This window comes from Ruegeria sp. AA3 (assembly GCF_056542905.1).
The window spans coordinates 1-2,699 of the sequence record NZ_JBQGAQ010000033.1 but is presented as its reverse complement, the minus strand read 5'-3'; the positions used below and the strand labels follow the sequence as shown (position 1 = coordinate 2,699).

Sequence of the window (2,699 nt, the reverse complement as noted above, 5' to 3'; positions counted from 1 at the left end):
CGGTCTCAAGCATCTTGTAGCAACGGTTGACGGCCTACGAGAGCGCGGCGTTGGCCTCCGCGTTCTTTCTGGCGCCGGTGCCGAGATTGATACGACAACCGCGAATGGGCGTCTCGTCTTCGGCATCTTTGCCAGCCTCGCTGAGTTCGAACGGGAACTCATCGCTGAACGCACCCACGCCGGGCTGGCAGCAGCACGTGCGCGGGGCCGGAAAGGTGGGCGACCGCGCAAGATGGATTTGACCATGTTGCGCATGGCAATGAAAGGCATGGCGGATCGTGAGACCAACGCTTCAGATCTGGCAAAGCGCCTCGGGATCACCACAACGACGCTTTACGAATATGTAAACGGGGACGGAACCGCGAAAGCGCCTGGTCAGAAACTGCTGGACGGAAATTCCGTATGAGCAATTGTCCAGCCCCAATTCTATGGGCCAGTTTTGAGCAAGGTTTCTGGAACGGGCGGTCGCATGTTTAGAGCCTGATGGGGTCTGACACGATTGTACTGTCTAAGCCAGGTATTGATGACGATCTGAGCCTGTTTGGTGGTGTGGAACCATTCTGCGTTGAGGACTTCCCGGCGCAGAGTGCCATTGAAGCGCTCGTTGTATCCATTCTCCCAAGGTGATCCCGGGTAGATTTGGATCGGCTTAATGCCCACCTTTCTTAACCAGGTCTGCAGGTGTTTGATCACGAGCTGTTCGTTGAGTGGAACGACAAGCGCTTTGGCCCCTACCGCCCGACAGGTGGGCCTATCCCGCTGCATCGCTATCGCAAGCCCAAGAAAACACAAACACAGGCACGGGCCGACAGGATCGGAGATCTTGCGCAGAAGATCTCGGTGCCCAGATCGGCGCTTGCCGGGTTGGATTCAAGCCTGGCCAAAGCCGCAGACGTACTGCCGTTCGCCAGCCAGGCCTTTGTCGATCCGGATCCCTATGGAGAGTTCACCTATAGCAGCCGATTGGATGCGCTGCGCGGGGTCTCGGATTTGCTGCACAAGCCGCTGGCCCGCCTGACAGACGAGGATCTGTCGTTCGTGAATGATCTTGTCGACCGCACGCTCGACAAGACGGAAATCAAACAAGGAATAACTGCCCGGTTCTCGCCTAAGCGACCGGCCGCTGAAGAGGAGAGCGAGTAATGCTGAATGCCGAGATCATGGCGCGATATGGGCTGATCAAGGACTGGCGAGCTGCCGGATTCTATGAGACCGAGAACCATCGTCAGATCACCCACACCGTCCGGGCGGGCATTGGAACCGGACGCCTGATCGCTGTGACAGGCCCAGTTGGCATCGGCAAGACTGTGTTCCTGCACCGGTTGCAAGATGAAATTGCGCGCGAAAAGAAGGTCACTGTCGCCGAAAGCCTGTCGGTGGACAAAGCCCGCACGACCGTTCCGACGCTAATCTCAGCCCTGTTCTACGATCTCTCACGAGAGAAAGAACCAAAGATTCCAACCCAAGGTGAAAAGAGGGAACGAGAACTTCAGAAGCTGGTAGCCCGCTCCGGAAAGCCCGTGGCGCTGTTTGTCGATGAGGCCCATGATCTGTATGGAAAGACATTGATCGGGCTGAAACGCCTGATGGAAGTGATCGCGCGCGGCGGAGGCAATCTGTCCGTTATTCTGGTCGGCCATCCGAAGCTGCGAAACGACCTTCGCCGCCCAACGATGGAAGAGATCGGGCATCGCACTGATATCCTGCCCTTCGAAGGATTGGGGGAAGAGTCCCGAACCTATCTCGACTGGCTTTTGGACCAGTGTACCGAGGACGACGCTCCACTTGACGAGATTATCGAACCGGCGGCGCTGGACCTACTGGCAGAGCGCCTGACCACACCCTTACAGTTTGCCGAATATTTAAACCGGGCATTGGAGGCCGGGTTCCGCATCGGCCAGAAACCAATCACGCCGGATATTGTGTCGGCCACCCTGGCCCCCGACTTTGATGACTTGGAGCCACGTCTCACCCGGCAGGGCTATTCTGTGAAGGTATTGGCGGATCAGTTCCAGTCCAAACCTGCCGAGATCAAACGCTTCCTGAGCGGGCAGCTTGAACCCGCGCGGACCCGCGAATTGGCAGAGCGAATGCGGATGGCGGGGTTGTCGCTATGAGGTCATGTGGATGGTCTCACCCCACCGATCCCAGTCTCAGAAATGTGAGCCCGTCTCAATTATTCTGAGCCCGTTCTCAAATAAAGTGGTCCCAAATCGAATTATAGTCTCAAATAATCTGAGCCAGAAACAGCGATGATCTCGCGCCCAACGGATTATGATCTCAAGCCGCTACACATAGGGTTCAGGAATGGCTCATTTCGCGGTAATTTTCACACCGCAATTGCACGACTTTCACCAAATCTCACTCCCGCGTTCAGAGCCGGTGTGAGCGCGATCATCGGGCATGGATACAATCCGAATGCGGAGACTCTGATTGATGGCGCGATCGTCGACATCAACGGATTTGAGGCCGTAGTATCGGACGCAGCAGAGTGCAGTGACAAGTCAGTCAACTCGCATGATCGCAAATTCTGGCTTGCGATGCACAATCGCGACTATGACGATCACGCTATTGAGCACTACTGGGAACAGGCGGGCGAAGACGGTCATACTGCTGGCGAAGTCCTGAAAGCTTACGTGGATGCTCGCCGTGCTACAGGCGATTGGCAGTCTTTGGCAAACCACCCACGACGCGCCTCA

At 56.5% G+C, this 2,699-nt stretch carries 5 protein-coding genes; 4 read left to right on the top strand and 1 reads right to left on the bottom strand.

Annotated elements, in window-relative coordinates; all coding sequences use genetic code 11:
- Window positions 1-406 (top strand): recombinase family protein (locus ACR0JR_RS22270; RefSeq protein ID WP_480458201.1); only part of this gene is annotated, 406 nt, incomplete at its 5' end.
- A gap of 20 nt (window positions 407-426) precedes the next feature.
- Here ACR0JR_RS22270 and ACR0JR_RS22265 read toward each other — a convergent pair.
- Window positions 427-765 carry an integrase core domain-containing protein gene (locus ACR0JR_RS22265; RefSeq protein ID WP_480433214.1) on the bottom strand — a complete coding sequence of 113 codons (339 nt, stop codon included), beginning with the start codon at window positions 763-765 and terminating at the stop codon, window positions 427-429.
- Between ACR0JR_RS22265 and ACR0JR_RS22260 the strand changes: the two genes are divergently transcribed.
- From ACR0JR_RS22260 to ACR0JR_RS22250, 3 genes are all read left to right on the top strand, one after another.
- Entirely contained in the window at window positions 682-1,143 is a 462-nt protein-coding gene (locus ACR0JR_RS22260) for a hypothetical protein (RefSeq protein ID WP_480424837.1), read from the top strand. The two genes, ACR0JR_RS22265 and ACR0JR_RS22260, sit on opposite strands and share 84 nt — an antisense overlap.
- Window positions 1,143-2,117: an ExeA family protein gene (locus ACR0JR_RS22255; protein ID WP_480425612.1), complete on the top strand. Its 975-nt coding sequence runs from the start codon at window positions 1,143-1,145 to the stop codon at window positions 2,115-2,117. The genes ACR0JR_RS22260 and ACR0JR_RS22255 overlap by 1 nt, the downstream gene beginning before the upstream one ends.
- A gap of 267 nt (window positions 2,118-2,384) precedes the next feature.
- Window positions 2,385-2,699, top strand: a 315-nt coding sequence (locus ACR0JR_RS22250) for a hypothetical protein (RefSeq protein ID WP_480458200.1), incomplete at its 3' end; no start/stop codon positions are given.

Excerpts from the sequence above, each read along its gene's own strand:
- ACR0JR_RS22265 (WP_480433214.1), bottom strand. The coding sequence starts at position 765 with ATGCAGCGGGATAGGCCCACCTGTCGGGCGGTAGGGGCCAAAGCGCTT.
- ACR0JR_RS22255 (WP_480425612.1), top strand. The coding sequence starts at position 1,143 with ATGCTGAATGCCGAGATCATGGCGCGATATGGGCTGATCAAGGACTGG.